The 19,010-nt window shown below is 65.5% G+C and carries 15 protein-coding genes; 9 read left to right on the top strand and 6 right to left on the bottom strand.

The window, feature by feature from the left end; translation table 11 throughout:
- The first annotated feature begins 118 nt into the window (after positions 1-118).
- The 7 genes from ACSMEV_RS19375 (at position 119) to pcaC (ending at position 7,227) form a co-directional block, all read left to right on the top strand.
- On the top strand, positions 119-979 hold the full coding sequence (locus ACSMEV_RS19375; protein ID WP_459206577.1) for a CoA transferase subunit A: 861 nt from the start codon (positions 119-121) through the stop codon (positions 977-979).
- Positions 976-1,755, top strand: a complete 780-nt coding sequence (locus ACSMEV_RS19370) for a CoA-transferase subunit beta (protein ID WP_459206576.1) — start codon at positions 976-978, stop codon at positions 1,753-1,755. The genes ACSMEV_RS19375 and ACSMEV_RS19370 overlap by 4 nt, the downstream gene beginning before the upstream one ends.
- Positions 1,752-2,960 (top strand): 3-oxoadipyl-CoA thiolase, encoded by a 1,209-nt coding sequence (gene pcaF, locus ACSMEV_RS19365; protein WP_459208385.1) that lies wholly within the window; start codon positions 1,752-1,754, stop codon positions 2,958-2,960. Before ACSMEV_RS19370 ends, pcaF begins: the two co-directional genes overlap by 4 nt.
- 410 nt (positions 2,961-3,370) lie before the next feature.
- Positions 3,371-4,660, top strand: coding sequence for an MFS family transporter (locus ACSMEV_RS19360; protein ID WP_459206575.1), 1,290 nt, complete (start codon positions 3,371-3,373; stop codon positions 4,658-4,660).
- 9 nt (positions 4,661-4,669) lie between these two features.
- Positions 4,670-6,034, top strand: a complete 1,365-nt coding sequence (locus tag ACSMEV_RS19355; protein ID WP_459206574.1) for a 3-carboxy-cis,cis-muconate cycloisomerase — start codon at positions 4,670-4,672, stop codon at positions 6,032-6,034.
- An 11-nt stretch (positions 6,035-6,045) separates the two neighbouring features.
- Positions 6,046-6,837, top strand: coding sequence for a 3-oxoadipate enol-lactonase (gene pcaD / locus ACSMEV_RS19350; protein WP_459206573.1), 792 nt, complete (start codon positions 6,046-6,048; stop codon positions 6,835-6,837).
- 9 nt (positions 6,838-6,846) lie between these two features.
- Entirely contained in the window at positions 6,847-7,227 is a 381-nt protein-coding gene (gene pcaC, locus ACSMEV_RS19345; protein WP_459206572.1) for a 4-carboxymuconolactone decarboxylase, read from the top strand.
- Between the two features lie 45 nt (positions 7,228-7,272).
- On the opposite strand, the gene ACSMEV_RS19340 is transcribed toward pcaC, so the two are convergent.
- The 5 genes from ACSMEV_RS19340 to ACSMEV_RS19320 form a co-directional block, all read right to left on the bottom strand.
- Positions 7,273-7,773, bottom strand: coding sequence for an Mpo1 family 2-hydroxy fatty acid dioxygenase (locus tag ACSMEV_RS19340; protein ID WP_459206571.1), 501 nt, complete (start codon positions 7,771-7,773; stop codon positions 7,273-7,275).
- Positions 7,774-7,955: 182 nt separating this feature from the next.
- The gene (locus ACSMEV_RS19335; protein ID WP_459206570.1) at positions 7,956-9,209 is read right to left on the bottom strand and encodes an OprD family porin; all 1,254 of its coding nucleotides are present in this window, start codon (positions 9,207-9,209) and stop codon (positions 7,956-7,958) included.
- 316 nt (positions 9,210-9,525) lie between these two features.
- Positions 9,526-10,965 carry an AdeC/AdeK/OprM family multidrug efflux complex outer membrane factor gene (locus tag ACSMEV_RS19330; RefSeq protein WP_459206569.1) on the bottom strand — a complete coding sequence of 480 codons (1,440 nt, stop codon included), beginning with the start codon at positions 10,963-10,965 and terminating at the stop codon, positions 9,526-9,528.
- On the bottom strand, positions 10,962-14,123 hold the full coding sequence (gene ttgB, locus ACSMEV_RS19325) for a multidrug efflux RND transporter permease subunit TtgB (RefSeq protein ID WP_459206568.1): 3,162 nt from the start codon (positions 14,121-14,123) through the stop codon (positions 10,962-10,964). The genes ACSMEV_RS19330 and ttgB overlap by 4 nt, the downstream gene beginning before the upstream one ends.
- A 3-nt stretch (positions 14,124-14,126) precedes the next feature.
- A complete protein-coding gene (locus ACSMEV_RS19320; protein WP_459206567.1) occupies positions 14,127-15,281 on the bottom strand; it encodes an efflux RND transporter periplasmic adaptor subunit in 1,155 nt (384 codons plus the stop codon).
- A 251-nt stretch (positions 15,282-15,532) separates the two neighbouring features.
- Between ACSMEV_RS19320 and ACSMEV_RS19315 the strand changes: the two genes are divergently transcribed.
- The gene (locus ACSMEV_RS19315; RefSeq protein ID WP_459206566.1) at positions 15,533-16,168 is read left to right on the top strand and encodes a TetR family transcriptional regulator; all 636 of its coding nucleotides are present in this window, start codon (positions 15,533-15,535) and stop codon (positions 16,166-16,168) included.
- Positions 16,169-16,223: 55 nt separating this feature from the next.
- On the opposite strand, the gene ACSMEV_RS19310 is transcribed toward ACSMEV_RS19315, so the two are convergent.
- Positions 16,224-17,675 (bottom strand): MDR family MFS transporter, encoded by a 1,452-nt coding sequence (locus tag ACSMEV_RS19310; protein WP_459206565.1) that lies wholly within the window; start codon positions 17,673-17,675, stop codon positions 16,224-16,226.
- A gap of 438 nt (positions 17,676-18,113) precedes the next feature.
- Here ACSMEV_RS19310 and ACSMEV_RS19305 point away from each other — a divergent pair, with 438 nt between their 5' ends.
- Positions 18,114-18,989, top strand: coding sequence for an isocitrate lyase/PEP mutase family protein (locus ACSMEV_RS19305; RefSeq protein ID WP_459206564.1), 876 nt, complete (start codon positions 18,114-18,116; stop codon positions 18,987-18,989).
- Positions 18,990-19,010: the final 21 nt, after the last annotated feature.

Genomic DNA, 19,010 nt, shown 5'->3' with positions numbered 1-19,010 from the left:
CCCAAATATACGATTATCGGATTGTAAAGGCCTGGCCCGGCTCCTTACTCTGAGCCCATCGCAGTGTTGCCCACGCGCACTGCCCACCGCATCGACGCTTCCTGACCAGGAGTCTCCAATGGCAGCAATCCTTTCGCTTCACGAGGCCGTGAAGCAGTTCGTCCACGACGGCGACACCGTCGCGCTGGAGGGCTTCACACACTTGATCCCCAGCGCCGCCGGCCACGAGCTCATTCGCCAGCGCAAGCGGGACCTGACCCTGGTGCGCATGACCCCCGACCTGATCTATGACCAGCTGATCGGCGCCGGCTGCGCCAAGCGGCTGATCTTTTCCTGGGGCGGCAACCCGGGCGTAGGCTCGCTGCACCGCCTGCGCGACGCGGTGGAAAAGCAGTGGCCGCATGCCTTGGAGATCGAAGAGCACAGCCATGCGGACCTGGCCAACGCCTACGTCGCCGGCGCCTCGGGCCTGCCGTTCGCGGTACTGCGCGCCTACGCCGGTTCCGACCTGCCCAAGGTCAACCCGCTGATCAAGCGCGTCACCTGCCCGTTCACCGGCGAAGTGCTGGCCGCAGTGCCCTCGGTACGCCCCGACGTCACGGTGATCCACGCGCAGAAGGCCGACCGCAAGGGCAACGTGCTGCTGTGGGGGATTCTCGGTGTGCAGAAGGAAGCGGCGTTGGCGGCCAAGCGCTGCATCGTCACCGTCGAGGAAATCGTCGACGACCTGCAGGCGCCGATGAACGCCTGCGTGCTGCCTACCTGGGCACTGAGCGCGGTATGCCTGGTGCCGGGCGGCGCGCACCCGTCCTACGCCCACGGCTACTACGAGCGCGACAACCGCTTCTACCAGGACTGGGACCCGATCGGCCGCAGCCGCGAAGCCTTCACCGCCTGGATCGACACGTACATCCACGGCACTGCCGATTTCAATGAATTCAAGGCCCGCCTGGCCAGCACCTCGGAGGCCGCGCAATGAGCTACTCCACGTCCGAAATGATGACCATCGCCGCCGCGCGGCGCCTGCGCAACGGCGCGGTGTGCTTCGTCGGCATCGGCTTGCCGTCCAAGGCCGCCAACCTGGCGCGCCTGACCTCGTCGCCCGATGTGGTGCTGATCTACGAATCCGGCCCCATCGGCGCCAAGCCCAGCGTGCTGCCGTTATCGATCGGCGACGGCGAACTGGCCGAGACCGCCGACACGGTGGTGCCGACCGGCGAGATCTTCCGCTACTGGCTGCAAGGCGGGCGCATCGATGTGGGTTTCCTCGGTGCCGCCCAGGTCGACCGTTTCGGCAACATCAACACCACCGTGGTCGGCGACTACCATGCGCCGCGCACGCGCCTGCCGGGGGCAGGGGGCGCGCCGGAGATCGCCGGGTCCGCCAAGCAGGTGCTGATCATCCTCAAGCAGTCGCCACGGGCGTTCGTCGAGAAGCTCGACTTCATCACCTCGTTCGGCCACGGCGAAGGCGGCGACTCGCGCCAGCGTCTCGGCCTGCCCGGCGAAGGGCCAGTGGGCATCATCACCGACCTGTGTATCCTGCAGCCCGAAGCCGGCAGCCATGAGTTCGTGGTCACCTCCATCCACCCCGGCGTGACCCGCGAGCAGATCATCGCCGCCACCGGCTGGGCGATTCGTTTCGCCGACGATGTGCAGACCACCGAAGCGCCCAGCGATGTAGAGCTTGCTGCCCTGCGCGACCTCGAAGCGCGCACGGCCACCGCCCACGGCCAAGCGCCAGGAGAAGCCTGATGCGTGACGTATTCATCTGCGATGCCATCCGTACCCCCATCGGTCGCTTCGGCGGTGCCCTGGCCAGCGTGCGCGCCGACGATCTGGCGGCAGTGCCGCTCAAGGCGCTGATCGAACGCAACCCGGGCGTGCAGTGGGCGCAGCTCGACGAAGTGTTCTTCGGCTGCGCCAACCAGGCCGGCGAAGACAACCGCAACGTGGCGCGCATGGCGCTGCTGCTGGCGGGCCTGCCGCCGAGCGTTCCCGGCGTGACCCTCAACCGCCTGTGCGCTTCGGGCATGGACGCCATCGGCACGGCCTTCCGCGCCATCGCCAGCGGCGAAATGGAGCTGGCCATCGCCGGGGGCGTGGAGTCGATGTCGCGCGCGCCCTTCGTGATGGGCAAGGCCGAAAGCGGCTATTCGCGCAGCATGAAGCTCGAAGACACCACCATCGGCTGGCGCTTCGTCAACCCGGCGATGCAACGGCAGTACGGCGTCGACTCGATGCCCGAGACCGCCGACAACGTGGCCGACGAGCACCGGGTGTCGCGCGCCGACCAGGACGCCTTCGCCCTGCGTAGCCAGCAGAAGGCTGCGGCGGCGCAGGCGGCCGGGTTCTTCGCCGAAGAGATCGTGCCGGTGCGCGTCGCCCATAAAAAGGGCGAGACGGTGGTCACCCAGGACGAACATCTGCGTCCGGACACCACCCTTGACGCACTGGGCCGGCTCAAGCCGGTCAACGGTGCGGACAAGACGGTCACTGCCGGCAACGCTTCGGGCGTCAACGATGGCGCCGCCGCGCTGATCCTGGCGTCGGCCGACGCGGTGAAGCGCCACGGCCTGACGCCGCGCGCACGAGTGCTGGGCATGGCCAGCGCCGGCGTGGCGCCACGGGTGATGGGCATCGGCCCGGTGCCTGCGGTGCGCAAGCTGACCGAGCGCCTGGGCTTGGCGATGGCCGACTTCGACGTCATCGAGCTCAACGAAGCGTTCGCCAGCCAAGGGTTGGCAGTGTTGCGCGAGCTGGGGGTGGCCGACGATGCGCCCCAGGTCAACCCCAACGGCGGCGCGATCGCCTTGGGCCACCCGCTGGGCATGAGCGGCGCGCGGTTGGTGTTGACGGCGTTGCATCAGTTAGAGAAAAGCGGCGGCCGTAAGGCGCTGGCGACGATGTGTGTGGGTGTCGGCCAGGGCTTGGCCCTGGCCATCGAGCGGGTGTCATAGGCGTCAATCGTCTTTCACCTTTCACTCGACTGTAGGAGCGGCCGGGTCGGCGCTCCGATCAGCCGCGATGGGCGGCTAAGCCGCCCTAAGCCAGGTACTGCGTTGATCCTGGGTGATCGGGGTCAAGGCCATTGGGCCGGCGTTGCCGACCATCGCGGCTAAAGCCGCTCCTACAGTACGAGAGCGGCATTAACTGCTCTTAGCCTGTAGGAGCGGCTTCAGCCGCGATGGGCGGCCAAGCCGCCTGAGCCAAGCGTCGCACAGCTTCGGGTATCCGCAATGGCAGTCTTGAGGAGCGAGATCGCTCGTACCGAAGATAAGCCAGCGGCCCAAGCCAAGCGGCATCGTTGAACAAGCTTGTAACTGGGTATGTCTAGACTTACCTGTGACCCTTCAGGAGCACTCTGCCCATGACTACCCCCCACTACACCGGCGAAGAGCGCAAAAAACGCATCTTCGCCATCGTCGGCGCCTCATCGGGAAACCTGGTGGAATGGTTCGACTTCTACGTCTACGCCTTCTGCGCCATCTACTTCGCCCCGGCCTTCTTCCCCTCCGACGACCCCACCGTACAGTTGCTCAACACCGCCGGCGTGTTCGCTGCGGGCTTTCTGATGCGGCCCATCGGCGGTTGGATCTTCGGCCGCCTGGCCGACCGCCACGGGCGCAAGAACTCCCTGATGATTTCGGTGCTGATGATGTGTGCCGGTTCCTTGATGATCGCCTGCCTGCCCACCTACGCCAGCATCGGCACCTGGGCACCCGCGTTGCTGCTGCTGGCGCGCCTGATCCAGGGCCTGTCGGTCGGTGGTGAGTACGGCACCACCGCCACCTACATGAGCGAGGTGGCGCTGCGCGGCCAGCGCGGCTTCTTCGCCTCGTTCCAGTACGTGACCCTGATCGGTGGCCAACTGCTGGCGGTGCTGGTGGTGGTGATTCTGCAACAACTGCTCAGCGAACAGGAACTGAGCGCCTGGGGCTGGCGCATTCCGTTCGTGGTCGGCGCAGTGGCGGCAGTGATTTCGCTGATGCTGCGCCGCTCGCTGGAAGAGACCAGCAGCGCCGAGACCCGTCAGGACAAGGACGCCGGCTCCATAGGCGGGCTGTTCCGCAACCACGGCGCAGCGTTCGTCACGGTGCTCGGCTATACCGCCGGCGGTTCGCTGATCTTCTATACCTTCACCACCTACATGCAGAAGTTTCTGGTCAACACCGCTGGCATGCCGAAAAAGGACGCCAGCTACGTGATGACCGGCGCGCTGTTCCTGTTCATGCTCATGCAGCCGCTGTTCGGCATGCTGTCGGACCGTATCGGCCGACGTAATTCGATGCTGCTGTTCGGTGCGCTGGGTACGCTGTTCACCGTGCCGCTGCTGCTGGCACTGAAAACCGTGACCAGCCCGTGGCTGGCCTTCGCTCTGGTGACGGTGGCGATGTGCATCGTCAGCCTCTACACCTCGATCAGCGGCCTGGTCAAAGCCGAGATGTTCCCGCCGCAGGTACGCGCCCTGGGCGTGGGCCTGGCGTACGCGGTGGCCAACGCCGTGTTCGGCGGCTCGGCCGAGTACGTGGCGTTGAACCTCAAGTCGATGGGCATCGAAAACACCTTTTACTGGTACGTCACCGCCATGATGGCCGTGGCCTTCCTGTTCAGCCTGCGCCTGCCCAAACGGGCCGCGTACCTGCACGACGATCACTAAGGAGCGACCATGACCTCGCACGCGGACAACCGCCTGTTCGACGCCTACTTCACCGCCGCGTCCATGCGCGCGGTGTTTTCCGACCAGGGTCGCCTGCAAGGCATGCTCGATTTCGAGGCGGCGCTGGCCCGTGCCCAAGCCTCGGTAGGGCTGGTGCCGGCCAGCGCGGTGCCGGCCATCGAGGCCGCGTGCAAGGCCGAGCGATATGACGTGGGTGCGTTGGCCGAGGCCATATGCAGCGCAGGCAACTCGGCGATTCCCTTGGTCAAGGCATTGGGCAAGGTGGTGGCCAGCGGGGTGGCCGAGGCCGAGCGCTACGTACACCTGGGCGCCACCAGCCAGGATGCGATGGACACCGGCCTGGTGTTGCAACTGCGCGTGGCGCTTGAACTGATCGAAACGGACCTGGCCCAGCTGGCCGACACCCTGGCCGGACGCGCCTTGCAGCACGCCGACACGGTCATGGTGGGGCGCACCTGGCTGCAACATGCCACCCCGGTGACCCTGGGCATGAAGCTGGCCGGCGTGCTGGGCGCGTTGACCCGCCATCGCGAGCGCTTGCGCGAACTGCGCCCGCGGCTGCTGGTGCTGCAGTTCGGCGGTGCCTCGGGCAGCCTGGCCGCTTTGGGCAGCAAGGCCTTGCCGGTGGCCGAGGCCCTGGCCGAGCAACTGCACCTGGGCCTACCCGAGCAACCCTGGCACACCCACCGCGATCGCCTGGTGGAGTTTGCCTCGGTGCTCGGTTTGGTCGCCGGCAGCCTGGGCAAGTTCGGCCGTGACGTGAGCCTGTTGATGCAGACCGAAGCGGGCGAGCTGTTCGAGCCTTCGGCACCGGGCAAGGGCGGCTCCTCGACCATGCCGCACAAGCGCAACCCGGTGGGCGCGGCGGCGCTGGTCGGCGCTGCCACGCGCGTGCCGGGCCTGGTTTCGACGCTGTTCGCCGCCATGCCCCAGGAGCACGAGCGCAGCCTTGGTCTGTGGCACGCCGAGTGGGAAACCCTGCCGCAGATCTGCTGCCTGGTGTCCGGCGCTTTGCGCCATGCCCAGGCCATCGCCGAGGGCCTGGAAGTCGACGCCGAGCGCATGCGCCGCAACCTCGACCTCACGCAAGGTCTGGTGCTGGCCGAAGCCGTCAGCATCGTCCTCGCCCAACGCCTGGGCCGCGACCGCGCCCACCACCTGCTGGAGCAATGCTGCCAGCGTGCGGTCGCCGAGCGGCGGCATCTGCGCGAAGTGCTGGGCGAAGAGCCACAGGTGGCCGAGCAATTGTCTGCCGATGAGCTGGACCGCATGCTCGACCCCGCCCATTACCTTGGCCAGGCCCGCGTCTGGGTGGCGCGCGCTGTGGCCGAACATCAACGTTTCATTGCCTGAAGGAGACCGCTGTGGCGCATGTGCAATTGGCCGATGGCGTACTGAATCATCGATTGGAGGGGCCCGAAGGGGCTCCGGTCTTGGTGCTGTCCAATTCCCTGGGCACCGACTTGGGCATGTGGGACGCCCAGGTGGCAGTGTGGCGCGAGCATTTCCGCGTGCTGCGCTACGACACCCGCGGGCATGGTGCTTCGCTGGTCACGGCGGGGCCCTACAGCATCGCCCAGCTGGGCGCCGACGTGCTGGCGCTGCTGGACGCGCTGGACATCGCCAAGGCGCATTTCGTCGGCCTGTCCATGGGTGGCCTGATCGGCCAATGGTTGGGTATCAACGCCAGTGAACGCCTGCTCAGCCTGACGTTGTGCAACACCGCTGCGCAGATCGGTACGGCCGAGGTGTGGAACACACGCATCGATACGGTGCGCAAAGGCGGCGAGCAGGCCATGCGCGATCTGGGCGAAGCCTCGTTGGCGCGCTGGTTCACCCCTGCGTTCGTACAGGCGCAGCCGGCCCAGGCTCAGCGCATCACCCAGATGCTCGCCGCCACTTCGCCCGAGGGCTACGCCGCCAATTGCGCGGCGGTGCGCGACGCCGACTACCGCGAGCAGGTGGCGCGGATCACGGTGCCGACCCTGATCGTGGCCGGTGGCGAGGATGCGGTGACCACACCTTCGCATGGGCGCTTCCTGCAAACGCAGATCGCCGGGGCGCAGTTCGTCGAGTTTCCAGCGGCGCACCTGTCTAATGTCGAGGTGGGCGCGCCTTTCACCCAGCGCGTGCTGACCTTCCTGCAAGCCTGCTGAGGACTTTCCATGGACGAGCAACAACGCTACGAGGCCGGCATGCAGGTGCGCCGCGAGGTGCTGGGCGATGCCCATGTGGACCGCAGCCTGGACAAGCTGAACGACTTCAACGGCGAATTCCAGAACATGATCACCCGCCACGCCTGGGGCGACATCTGGACCCGCCCCGGCTTGCCGCGGCATACCCGCAGCCTGATCACCATCGCCATGCTGATCGGCATGAACCGCAACGACGAACTCAAACTGCACCTGCGCGCCGCCGCCAACAACGGCGTGACCCGCGAGGAGATCAAGGAAGTGCTGATGCAGAGCGCGATCTATTGCGGCATTCCTGCGGCCAACGCCACGTTCCACCTGGCCGAGTCGGTGTGGGACGAGATCGACGACTGATCGCAGTGCCGAACCGGCCGCTTCAACAGGGTGCTGGCCTCAGGTTCACGCAACCGGGCCGGCCACCGCCTCCACGGCATGCTGCACCTCACGGCGCCAGCCGAGCATGAACGCCACTTCCGCCACCACGAACAGCGGCCCGACGATCAGGCCGCTGAGGTCGTCGACGAAGGCCGGCTTGCGCCCCTCGAAGTAGTGTCCGACGAACTGGATCGCCCAACCCAGCACGAACAAGCCCACACCGCTGCCCAGCCACAGGCCGGTACGCTGCCGCGCCAGCGCCTGCCCGGCCCATAGACACAGGCCCAGCAGCACGCTCATGGCCAGGCCGAAGCGCCGATCGAGGCGCAGGTAGAACAGCGCGGCCCCCAGCACCGCCAGCAGGGCGGGCGAGAGCCACAGCCCAGCCGCCGACACACCGGGGCGTGACAGCAGGATGGCCACGGCCAGAACGATCAGCGGAATGCCGAGGAAATGACTGAACAGGTTGCGCCGGTCGCGGTGGTAACCGGCGTACTGGCTGAGGTGGTCGACCAAGGTTTTCATGCGCGCCTCGAGAGGTTGTCCAGAGAGCGCTGAGCATAGCGGGTCGCAGGGTATCTGCAGGGTGGCAGGCTGCGCAGGCGCCGCGCGGGCTGCGGCGGGATGAAGGCTTTTGACCGCTGTGCACAGCGCACCGAACATGGCCGGTTGCCGTGCGCCCGCACTGGGTACGGGCGCCGCAGCGGTTACAGCAAGCTCAGCGGATAGCTGACGATCAGTCGGTTTTCGTCGAAGGCATTGGTGTTGTAGTCGCGACGCATGGTGGAGTTGCGCCACTTCAGCGCCAGGTCCTTGAGCGCGCCGGACTGCACCACATAGGCCAGTTCGCTTTCCCGTGCCCACTCCTTGCCGTCGTCGACCACCGCCGTCTGCACGTGATCGCCCTTGATGTAGCGGTTCATCAGGGTCAGGCCCGGCACGCCGAGGCTGGCGAAGTTGTAATCGTGGCGCACCTGCCACGAGCGTTCCTTGGCGTTGTCGAAACTGGAGTTGTAGCTGTCGTTGGCCAGCGTACCGCCGCTGGCGCCGTTGACCCGCAGCCAGGCATCGTCGCCGCTGACCTTTTGCAGGCCGACATAGAAGGTGTGGCCTTGGTAGCGTGCCGAGAACAGGCCCGAGGCGGTGCGGTTGTCCAAGTCGCCGACGCGTGCGCTGCCGTCCTCCTGGCCGATGAAGTAACCGAGGTTGGCCGTCAGGGTCCAGTCGCCGATGGGCTGGCTGTGTTGCAGGTTCAGGTACTGCTGCTGGTAGATGTCCTTGAGCTGGGCATGCCACAGGCCGACCAGCGTGCGCTTGTCGTTGAAGGCGTACTCGCCGGCGGCGAAGTTGAAGTGGTCGGAGGTGGCGGCCGGGCGGCCGTTGAGGAACATGTCGTCCATGCTGGCATCGTTGCGCGGGCTGTTGCCGCGGAACTGGCCGCCATACAGGCTGAGCCCTGCTATCTCGCGCGAGGCGATCTGCGCGCCACGGAAGGTCTGCGGTAGCGAACGGCCATCGTCGGCGCGCAGGATCGGCAGCAGTGGCATCCATTCGCCGACCTTGAATTCGGTTTCCGACACCTTGGCCTTGAATGCCACTCCCAGGCGGCCGAAGTCATCCGCCGGGCGGCCGTCGTCGTGGACGGGCAACAGGTGCGTGCCCGCCGTGCCACGGCCGCCATCGAGCTTGACCGAATACAGGCCCAGCACGTCCACGCCGAAACCGACGGCGCCCTGGGTGAAGCCGGAGCGGGCATCGAGAATGAAACTTTGCGTCCATTCCTCGGCCTTGCTCTGGGCATTGTCGGGGTCGACGAAGTTGCGGTTGATGTAGAAGTTGCGCAAGTTCAGCGAGGCTTTGCCGTCCTCCAGAAAACCGCTTTCGACGGCCAGGACCGGCAGGCTGCAAGACACGGCCAACAGGCCAGGCAGCAGGTGGCGTGCAGGGTGCGAAGTGTTCATCTGTCGAAGATCTCTTGTTGTTATCGGTGCGGCGGTACGTCGCTGTCGAACCTGGACCTTTACCAGGTCGATGGGCGGCAGTACGGGCCACGCCGATGGTGCTGCGCAGGGCAGGGCAGGACAATTGCACGTGAACGGAAGGGGGCGATTACCGAACGGAATGTTCCAGTTGGTTCATTTTGCCCGGATGCTGGAGGAAGTGCACGGATTAGCAGGGGGAGGGGGCAGCGCAAGCGCGCGCCAGGGCGTCTTCGAGATTACGGATAGGGCTCTTGAAAGACACTGGCCCGTCGCATGGGACGGGCCAGTCACAGGCTTAGCGAGCGGCTTGCCGATTGGCTTCGCCGGTACGCTCATACCAGCCGCCACCGAGGGCCTTGTACAGGTTGACCTCGCTGGTCAGCTGCGACAGCCGGTCGGTGATCAGCGCCTGTTGCACGCTGAACAGCGAGCGCTGGGCGTCGAGGAAGGTCAGGTTGCTGTCGATGCCGATGCGGTAGCGGCGCTCGGCCAGGCGGTAGTAGTCCTGGTTGGCGGCCACCAGGTCGCGCTGGGCCTGCAACTGTTCCTTGTAGGTCTTGCGCGCGGTCAGGCCATCGGCGACTTCCTGGAAGGCGGTCTGGATGGTCTTCTCGTAACGGGCGACGTTGATGTCCTTCTGGATCTTCGCGTAGTCCAGGCTCGCGCGCAGCGCACCCCCGTTGAAGATCGGCAGGCTGATCTGCGGTTGGAACAGCCAGGTGCCGGAACCGCCACTGAACAGCCCGCCCATGTCCGGGCTCAGGGTGCCGGCGTTGGCGGTCAGGCTGATGCGCGGGAAGAAGGCCGCGCGCGCCGCACCGATGTTGGCGTTGGCGGCCTTGAGCAGGTGCTCGGCTTCCTGGATGTCCGGACGGCGCTGCAGCAGGTCCGAGGGCAACCCGGCGGGCACTTCGGACAACTGGTCGGCGTCGAGCTTGAGCGGCTCGGGCAGGTTGTTCGGAATGCCGGTGCCGATCAGCACGGCCAGGCTGTTGACGTCTTGCGCGACCAGGCGCTGGTACTGCGCCAGCTTGACGCGCGCGCCTTCCACGGCGGTGCGCGCCTGGCTCAGGTCGAGCGCTGAGGACACACCCACGTCGCTGGCACGCTGGGTCAGGCTCAAGCTCTGCTCGTACGCCTTGAGGGTGTCCTGGGTCAGCTTGAGCTGGGCCTGGTCGGCCTGCCAGGCGTAGTAGGCGTTGGCCACGCTGGCCACCAGGGCGATCTGCGTGGAGCGCCGTGCCTCTTCGCTGGACAGGTAGGTTTCCAGGGCCTGCTCGCTGAGGCTGCGCACCCGGCCGAACAGGTCGAGTTCGTAGGCGCTCACGCCCAGGGTCGCCGAGTACTGGCTGGTGATGGCCGACTGGCCGGTGGTCGACAGGTCGGCCGGCAAGCGCTGGCGCGTACCGGCGCCGTCAGCCGACACGGCTGGCAGCAGGTCGGCGCGCTGGATGCGGTACTGCGCGCGGTAGGCGTCGATGTTCAACGCCGCCACCCGCAGGTCGCGGTTGTTTTCCAGCGACGTCTGGATCAGCTGTTGCAGCGCAGGGTCGGTGAAGAATTGGCGCCAGCCTTGTTCGGCGGCGGCGACGTTGGCCGATTCGGCCGGCGAATACGCCGGCCCCTGCGGGAACTGTGCCGGTACCGGCGCTTCGGGGCGCTGGTAGTCGGGGATCAGCGAGCAGCCGCCCAGGATGAAGGCGGTGACCGCCAGGGACAACAGCGACTTGGTCATTGCCCAGCCTCATAACGTGGAGTTTCAGGATTGTCGGGGGTGTCGTCTTTTTTCGGTTCCTTGCTGCCGAACAGCGAAGAAACGGCGACGAAGAACAGCGGCACCCAGAAGATGGCCAACACGGTCGCACTGATCATGCCGCCGATCACACCGGTACCGATGGCGTGCTGGCTGCCAGAGCCCGCGCCGCTGGCGATGGTCAACGGTACCACGCCGAGGATGAACGCCAGCGAGGTCATGATGATCGGGCGCAGACGCATGCGGCACGCCTCGATCGCGGCGTCGTACAGGCTGCGGCCCTGTTCGTGCAGTTCCTTGGCGAACTCGACGATCAGAATCGCGTTCTTCGCCGCCAGGCCGATGGTGGTGAGCAGGCCGACCAGGAAGTACACGTCGTTGGACAGCCCACGCAGGCTGGTGGCGATCAGCGCGCCGATGATACCGAGCGGTACCACCAGGACGACCGCGATCGGGATCGACCAGCTTTCGTACAGCGCCGCCAGGCAGAGGAAGACGAACAGGATCGACAGCGCGAACAGTGCCGGCATCTGCGAACCCGAGAGCTTTTCCTCGTACGACATGCCGGTCCAGGCATAGCCGATGCCGTCCGGCAGCTCGCCGGCGATGCGCTCGACCTCGGCCATGGCTTCGCCGGTGCTGTAGCCAGGCGCTGGGGTGCCGAGCACTTCGACCGCTTCCACACCGTTGTAGCGCGACAGCTTGGGCGAACCGTAGGTCCACTCGCCGCTGGCGAAGGAGGAGAACGGCACCATCTCGCCCTGACCGTTGCGTACGTACCACTTCTGCAGGTCTTCAGGGCTCATCCGAGCGCTGGATTCGCCCTGGATGTACACCTTCTTGACCCGACCGCGGTCGATGAAGTCGTTCACGTAGCTGCCGCCCAAGGCGATCGACAGGGTGTTGTTGATGTCGGAGATGGTCACACCCAGCGCACTGGCGCGCTCGTCGTCGACGATCAGCTGGTACTGCGGCTCGTCGTTCAGACCGTTGGGGCGCACGCCAGCCAGGATCTTGCTCTGCGAAGCCTTGGCCAGGAACTGGTTGCGCGCCTCCATGAGTTTCTCGTGGCCCACGCCTGCGCGGTCTTGCAGGAACACGTCGAAGCCGCTGGCGTTACCCAGTTCCAGCACCGCCGGCGGGGCGAAGGCGAACACCATGGCGTCGCGGAAGCTGAAGAAGTGCTGCTGGGCGCGCTGGGCCAGGCCGAACACGCTGTTCTCGGCGCTGCGCTCACCCCACGGCTTGAGCATGATGAAGGCCATGCCCGAACTCTGCCCGCGACCGGCGAAGTTGAAGCCGGTGACGGTGAACACCGACGACACGGTGTCGGCTTCGTCCTTGAGCAGGTAGGCGCGCATCTGATCGACCACGTCCTGGGTGCGCTCGGCACTGGAGCCTGCCGGGGTCTGCACCTGGGCGAACAGCACGCCCTGGTCTTCTTCGGGGAGGAACGCGGCCGGGATGCGGGTGAACAGCCAGATCATGCCGACCACGATCAGCGCATAGGCCAGCAGGAACGGGATCTTGCGGCGCAGGATGAAGCCGACGCTGCGCTCGTAGCGTTGCACGCTGCGGTCGAAGGTGCGGTTGAACCAGCCGAAGAAGCCGCCTTTGGCGACGTGGTGCTCGCCCTTTTTCAGTGGCGTGAGCAAGGTGGCGCACAGCGCCGGGGTGAACACCAGCGCGACCAGTACCGACAGGCCCATGGCCGAGACGATGGTGATCGAGAACTGCCGGTAGATCACACCGGTCGAGCCGCCGAAGAAGGCCATCGGCAGCAGTACCGCCGAAAGCACCAGGGCGATACCCACCAGGGCGCCCTGGATCTGCTCCATGGACTTCTTGGTCGCCTGCTTGGGCGGCAGCCCTTCTTCGGACATCACCCGCTCGACGTTTTCCACCACGACGATGGCGTCGTCCACCAGCAGGCCGATGGCCAGGACCATGGCGAACATGGTCAGGGTGTTGATGCTGAAACCGAAGGCGGCCAGGATGCCGAAGGTCCCGAGCAACACCACCGGCACGGTCATGGTGGTGATGACGGTGGCGCGGAAGTTCTGCAGGAACAGGTACATCACCAGGAACACCAGCACCACGGCCTCGATCAGGGTGTGGATCACCCCGCTGATCGACTCGGTGACTACGGGGGTGGTGTCGTACGGGAACACAGCCTTCATCCCAGGCGGGAAGAAAGGTTCCAGGTCGCTGATGGTCTTGCGCAGCGCCTTGGCGGTGTCCAGGGCGTTGGCGCCGGTGGCCAGCTTGACCGCCAGGCCCGAAGCCGGCTTGCCGTTGAACTGGGCGCTGACCGAGTAGTTCTCGCCACCCAGGCCGACCTTGGCGACGTCACGCAGACGTACCTGAGAGCCGTCGCTGTTGACCTTGAGCAGGATCTTCTCGAACTGCTCGGCGGTTTGCAGGCGGGTCTTGCCGATGATGGTGGCGTTGAGCTGCGTGCCGGGTACCGCAGGCAGGCCGCCGAGCTGGCCGGAAGATACCTGCACGTTCTGCGCGGTGACCGCCGTGCGCACGTCCACCGGGGTCAGCTGGAATTTGTTCAGCTTGGCCGGATCGAGCCAGATGCGCATGGCGTACTGCGCACCGAACACCTGGAAGTCGCCCACGCCCGAGGTGCGCGAGATCGGGTCCTGCATGGTCGAGACGATGTAGTTGGCCAGGTCGTCCTTGGTCATGCTGCCGTCTTCGGACACCAGGCCGATGACCATGAGGAAGTTCTTCACCGCCTTGGTCACACGGATACCCTGCTGCTGCACTTCCTGCGGCAACAGTGGGGTGGCCAGGTTGAGCTTGTTCTGCACCTGGACCTGCGCGGTATCGGGGTTGGTGCCCTGCTCGAAGGTCGCGGTGATGGTCATGCTGCCGTCGGAGTTACTTTCCGAGGACACATAACGCAGGTTGTCGATGCCGTTGAGCTGCTGCTCGATGACCTGCACCACGGTGTCCTGCACGGTCTGCGCCGAAGCGCCCGGGTAGGTCACGGCGATGGCGATGGCCGGCGGCGCGATGCTGGGGTACTGGTTGATCGGCAACTTGAAGATCGACAAGGCGCCGACCAGCATGATCACCAAGGCGATCACCCACGCGAAGATCGGGCGATCGATAAAGAACTTCGACATGGTTTACTCCGCTTTGGCGTCTGCGTTGCCGGCCTTGGCTTGATCGGGGTCGTTGGACTTCTTCAGGTTGGTGGCTTCGCTGACCTTCACCTCGACGCCAGGACGCACGTATTGCAGGCCCTCGGTGATCAGGCGGTCGCCCGGATTGAGGCCTTCCTCGATCAGCCAGTCGCTGCCCAGGGTACGGTTGGCCTTGAGCTCGCGCAGCTCGACCTTGTTGTCCTTGTTCACTACCAGTGCGGTCGGCGTGCCTTTGAGGTCGCGGGTCACGCCCTGCTGCGGCGCCAGGATGGCGTTGGCGTTGACCCCGGCCTGCAGCCGCGCGTGCACGAACATGCCGGGCAGCAGGGTGTGGTCGGGGTTGGGGAAGATCGCGCGCAGGGTCACGGAACCGGTGGTTTCGTCGACCGCCACTTCGGAGAACTCCAGGCGGCCCTTCTGCTGGAACAGGCTGCCGTCTTCGAGCACCAGCTGCACTTCGGCGGCGTTATCACCGGCCTTCTGCAACTGGCCGCTGGCCAGATCCCGGCGCAGCTTGAGCAGCTCGGCGGTGGATTGCGTGACATCGACGTAGATCGGGTCGAGCTGCTGGATGGTGGCCATGGCGTTGGCCTGGCCGTTGCTGACCAAGGCACCCTCGGTGTAGGCCGAGCGCCCGATGCGGCCGCTGATCGGTGCCAGTACCTTGGTGTAGCGCAGGTCGATCTGCGCGCTCTTCAAGGTGGCTTCGGCTTGCAGGCGCTTGGCGTTGGCGTCGTCGTACTCCTGACGGCTGACGGCCTGTTCGTCGATCAACTGCTTGTAACGACCCGACAGCGACCGCGCGGCCTGCAGGTTGGCCTGGGCCTGGGCGAGGGTGGTCTCGTACACCGCTGGATCGATCTGGTAGAGCTGCTGGCCCTGCTTGACGTCACTGCCTTCCTTGAACAGACGCTTGAGGATGATGCCGTTGACCTGAGGCCGTACCTCGGCCACGCGGAAGGCCGTGGTACGGCCCGGCAGTTCCTGGGTAAGGGTGAAGGCTTGCGGTTGCAGGGTGATGACGCCGACCTGAGGAGCCTGCGCAGCTGGCGGCGCCTCTTCTTTCTTACAGCCGCTGAGCAATGTGGCCAGGGCGACGGCGGAAACCAGAGCGGTGACAGCTGGCTTGAAGTGCATGGGGATCCTCGGATCGCAAGAGCAGGAGAGCTCGAGGGTAATAGGTAGGGTTTTACGAAAAGGCTACCGGTTGGATAAATAGCTTGCTAAGGAATATACTTACGTTCATGGTTGTTTGTAAATACCGTGCGGCGGCAATCGATTGCCCTCGCACGCCGAAGAATTCAGTTCCGGAAGACGCACGTTAGAGGCGCTCCGGCAGATCCCGCGTCGTCGTTTTGGCTCGGAACCTGATTGAGGTATGTGCTGCCATGGTCCGTCGTACCAAAGAAGAAGCCCAGGAAACCCGCGCCCAGATCATCGAGGCTGCGGAAAAAGCCTTTTACCGCCGTGGCGTGGCGCGCACCACCCTGGCCGATATCGCCCAGTTGGCCGGCGTCACCCGCGGTGCCATCTATTGGCACTTCAACAACAAGGCCGAGCTGGTGCAGGCGTTGCTCGACATGCTGCACGAAACCCACGACCACCTGGCCCGGGCCAGCGAGAGCGAGGACGAGGTCGACCCCCTCGGCTGCATGCGCAAGCTGCTGTTGCAGGTGTGTCGCGAGCTGGTGATGGACGCCCGGACTCGGCGCATCAATGAGATTCTGCATTACAAGTGCGAGTTCACCGACGACATGTGCGAGATTCGCCAGCAGCGCCAGCACGCCGTGCTGGACTGCCACCGCGGCATGATCGCTGCCATGAACAATGCCATGCGCCGTGGGCAATTGCCCGCCGACCTCGACCCCGAACAGGCCGCCGTGGTGCTGTTCGCCTATGTCGATGGTTTGCTGGGCAGCTGGTTGCTGCTGCCCGACAGCTTCGACCTGCTCGGCGATGCGGAAAAATGGGTGGATGCCGGGCTGGACATGCTGCGCTTGAGCCCGGCCCTGCGCAAACGGTGATTTGTGAAGGTTTGTGAGGGCAGAGTTTCCTGGGTGAGGTCGAGCCACCTTCATCTCAATGGCCGCGCAGTTGCCGATCCGGCAGCGCTATGGCCGCCGCCAGGGCCAACAGCGCCACTGCCGCACTGCTCAGCAGGACCTGACGAAACACCTTGAGCAACTGCTGTTGCGTCTGCGCGTCCACCGGGCTGTCGCCCAGGCTACCCAGCAGCGGGTCGCCCAACAGCGTGATGCCGCCTTGTTGTAACAGCGCCAGCAATAGCGTGGAGACGATCGCCACCCCCATTGCGCCACCCAACGAGCGGAACAGATTGGTGGTGCTGGTCGCCACGCCGATGTCCTGCCTGGCCACGGCGCTCTGCGCACCGACCAGTGAGGTCGGGAATTGCAGACCGCCGGCCACTCCCGCCATCAACATGAACAACGCGCTCGGCCAGACCGACTGCGGTGCGCTGAACGCCATCCCCAGGATCGCCAGCGGCATCAGCGCGGCGCCTGCGAGTATCTGCGGCTTGTAGCGCCCGGTGCGCGTGGTCAGGCGCCCGCCGGTAAAGGCGCCGAGCGGCAGGCCCATGGCCAGCGGCAGCAGGTGCAGGGCCGCGCTGTCGGCGCTGGCGCCGGTGATCGCCTGGTAGCGCAGCGGCATGAGCATGGTCAGGGAGATGGACTGGAAGCTGGCGAAGAAGATCGCGCACCAACACAACACCGCTACCCGGTTGCGGAATAGCCCCAGCGGCAGCAGCGGTTCGGGGAAGCGCCGTTCATGGGCCAGCAGCAGCGACAGCCCGATGCCGGCCCCCGCGAACAACCCCAGCACCGGCAGCGAGCGCCAATCCTGACCGTGGCCGACCAAACTGATGGCCAGCAGCAAACTGCCAAGGCCGAGGATCATCAGCAGCGCGCCCGGATAGTCGACCTGGGCCTGGCGCCGCGTGACCGGCAAGCCGGCCAGCGCACGGTGCAGAGCCCACAGTGCCACCAAGCCCAGCGGCAGATTGATCCAGAACACCCAGTGCCATGACAGATAGGCCGTCAGCCCACCGCCCAGCACCGGCCCGGCGACGCTGGCCAGGGCGTACATGCTGCTGAAATAACCCTGGTAGCGCCCGCGTTCGCGGGGCGGCACGTAGTCGCCGATGATCGCCTGGCTGACCGAAACCATGCCGCCGGCGCCCACCCCTTGCAGCACACGCGCCACCACCAGTTGCTCCATGTTCTGCGCCAGCGCGCAGGCGATCGACGCCAGGGTGAACACGGCGGTGCCGGTCAGGATCATCCGCCGCCGCCCGTACAGGTCGCCGAGCTTGCCGTAGATGGGCACGGCCACGGTCATGGCCACCAGGTACCCCGAGATCACCCAGGCGAGCAGACCGACGTCGTTGAAATCGGTGGAGATGGCCGGCAAGGACACTGCCACGATGGTCTGGTCCAACGCACCCAGAAAAATGGCCAGCATCAGCGCTGTGAGCACGGTGCGCAGCGCGGAATCGGGAAGGGCAGTGGTCACGGTTTACCTTTGCATGCAGAGAAGGCGCTGTCCGAAGTCCTGAGACTTTCCCACATCGCGTTGAAAACCGGCGAGGTGAAAACTTTTTCAGACAAGCCTGGAAAAGAAGAGCTACCGGGCTCCACGACAACGAATTGTATCCCGAGTTACATAGCTATCTATGTAAAACATGCATCCCCTATGCATGATCGGCATAGCGGCTTTCATTCTTGGAAACCTGGCCGCGTGCTATCTTGGCAGCGCCCAACAGGCGGAATACCTGGCTTCGCACCACCTTGGTGCAGCGTATTGCCGCAGTATTTCTCGACACAGCATCCCACGCTTTCTATTCCCTGCCTGCATGCGACGCATGGAGTGCTTCTCATGGCAATGATTGGAACAGGTCGGCAAGGCCGGCTCTGGGAGCCAGTTAATATTTGACGTACTAGCGGAGTGATCATGCCCAAGGCTTCCCACCACGATCTGCGTTTGGCGTTCCGCGAGTTGCTCGCTTCGAACGCGTGCTACCACACCGCCTCGGTCTTCGACCCCATGTCCGCGCGCATCGCGGCCGACCTCGGCTTCGAAGTCGGAATCCTCGGCGGCTCGGTCGCTTCGTTGCAGGTGCTGGCCGCGCCGGACTTCGCCCTGATCACCCTCAGCGAGTTCGTCGAGCAGGCCACGCGCATCGGTCGCGTCGCACAACTACCGTTCCTCGCCGATGCCGACCATGGCTATGGCAACGCCCTGAACGTCATGCGCACGGTGGTCGAGCTGGAGCGTGCCGGGGTCAGCGCGCTGACCATCGAAGATACGCTGCTGCCCGCGCAGTTCGGGCGCAAGTCGACCGACCTGATCACCGTCGAGGAGGGCGCCGGCAAGGTCCGCGCCGCCATCGAGGCGCGGGTGGACTCGGCCATGGCGGTGATCGCCCGCACCAACGCCGGCGTGCTCAGCACCGAGGAAGTCATCCACCGTACGCAGAGCTACCAAAAGGCCGGGGCCGATGGCATCTGCATGGTCGGCATCAAGGATTTCGCCCACCTCGAGCAGATCTCCCGGCACCTGAGCGTGCCACTGATGCTGGTCAGCTACGGCAACCCGAACCTGCGCGACGACCAGCGCCTGGCCGAGTTGGGCGTGCGTATCGTGGTCGATGGCCATGCCGCTTACTTCGCCGCCATTAAGGCGACCTACGACTGCCTGCGCTTGCAGCGCGGCCAGCAGAAGCAGAGCAAGTCGGAAAACCTCAGCGCTACCGAGCTGTCGCACACCTACACCCAGCCGGAGGACTACATCCGCTGGGCCAAGGAATACATGAACGTCGAGGAGTGAAGCCGTCGATACCGTCCTGAC

The organism is Pseudomonas sp. MLB6B, from assembly GCF_054508135.1.
Note: the sequence above shows the minus strand (reverse complement) of the source record. Positions and strands in the feature narration are given on the sequence as shown.

Coding starts and splice junctions, on each gene's coding strand:
- ACSMEV_RS19375 (WP_459206577.1), top strand. CDS start 119: ATGGCAGCAATCCTTTCGCTTCACGAGGCCGTGAAGCAGTTCGTCCAC.
- ACSMEV_RS19370 (WP_459206576.1), top strand. CDS start 976: ATGAGCTACTCCACGTCCGAAATGATGACCATCGCCGCCGCGCGGCGC.
- ACSMEV_RS19360 (WP_459206575.1), top strand. CDS start 3,371: ATGACTACCCCCCACTACACCGGCGAAGAGCGCAAAAAACGCATCTTC.
- ACSMEV_RS19355 (WP_459206574.1), top strand. CDS start 4,670: ATGACCTCGCACGCGGACAACCGCCTGTTCGACGCCTACTTCACCGCC.
- pcaC (WP_459206572.1), top strand. CDS start 6,847: ATGGACGAGCAACAACGCTACGAGGCCGGCATGCAGGTGCGCCGCGAG.
- ACSMEV_RS19340 (WP_459206571.1), bottom strand. CDS start 7,773: ATGAAAACCTTGGTCGACCACCTCAGCCAGTACGCCGGTTACCACCGC.
- ACSMEV_RS19335 (WP_459206570.1), bottom strand. CDS start 9,209: ATGAACACTTCGCACCCTGCACGCCACCTGCTGCCTGGCCTGTTGGCC.
- ACSMEV_RS19330 (WP_459206569.1), bottom strand. CDS start 10,965: ATGACCAAGTCGCTGTTGTCCCTGGCGGTCACCGCCTTCATCCTGGGC.
- ttgB (WP_459206568.1), bottom strand. CDS start 14,123: ATGTCGAAGTTCTTTATCGATCGCCCGATCTTCGCGTGGGTGATCGCC.
- ACSMEV_RS19320 (WP_459206567.1), bottom strand. CDS start 15,281: ATGCACTTCAAGCCAGCTGTCACCGCTCTGGTTTCCGCCGTCGCCCTG.
- ACSMEV_RS19315 (WP_459206566.1), top strand. CDS start 15,533: ATGGTCCGTCGTACCAAAGAAGAAGCCCAGGAAACCCGCGCCCAGATC.
- ACSMEV_RS19305 (WP_459206564.1), top strand. CDS start 18,114: ATGCCCAAGGCTTCCCACCACGATCTGCGTTTGGCGTTCCGCGAGTTG.